1 protein-coding gene is annotated in these 285 nt (G+C 64.9%); it reads left to right on the top strand.

The window, feature by feature from the left end:
- The coding region (locus tag EN857_RS34255) for a gamma carbonic anhydrase family protein (RefSeq protein WP_135897744.1) at nt 1-285 on the top strand (285 nt) is incomplete at both ends.

Genomic DNA, 285 nt, shown 5'->3' with positions numbered 1-285 from the left:
CACACCGATCCGGGGTTTCCGCTGACCATCGGCCAAGGCTGCACGATCGGCCACAGGGCGCTGCTGCATGGCTGCACGATCGGCGACAACAGCCTGATCGGCATGGGTGCCATCGTGTTGAACGGCGCCAGGATCGGCAGCAACTCGCTGGTCGGCGCCGGCGCGCTGGTGACGGAAAACAAGGTTTTCCCGGACAATTCGCTGATCGTCGGCTCGCCCGCCAAGGTGATAAGGACGCTGGACCAAGCGGCGATCGAGCGGCTGCGTGTCTCGGCAGCCCATTAC

It is taken from the genome of Mesorhizobium sp. M4B.F.Ca.ET.214.01.1.1, from assembly GCF_004791545.1.
GTDB lineage: Bacteria > Pseudomonadota > Alphaproteobacteria > Rhizobiales > Rhizobiaceae > Mesorhizobium > Mesorhizobium abyssinicae.
The sequence above is the reverse complement of the archived record's forward strand: the minus strand, read 5'-3'. Positions and strand labels throughout refer to the sequence as shown.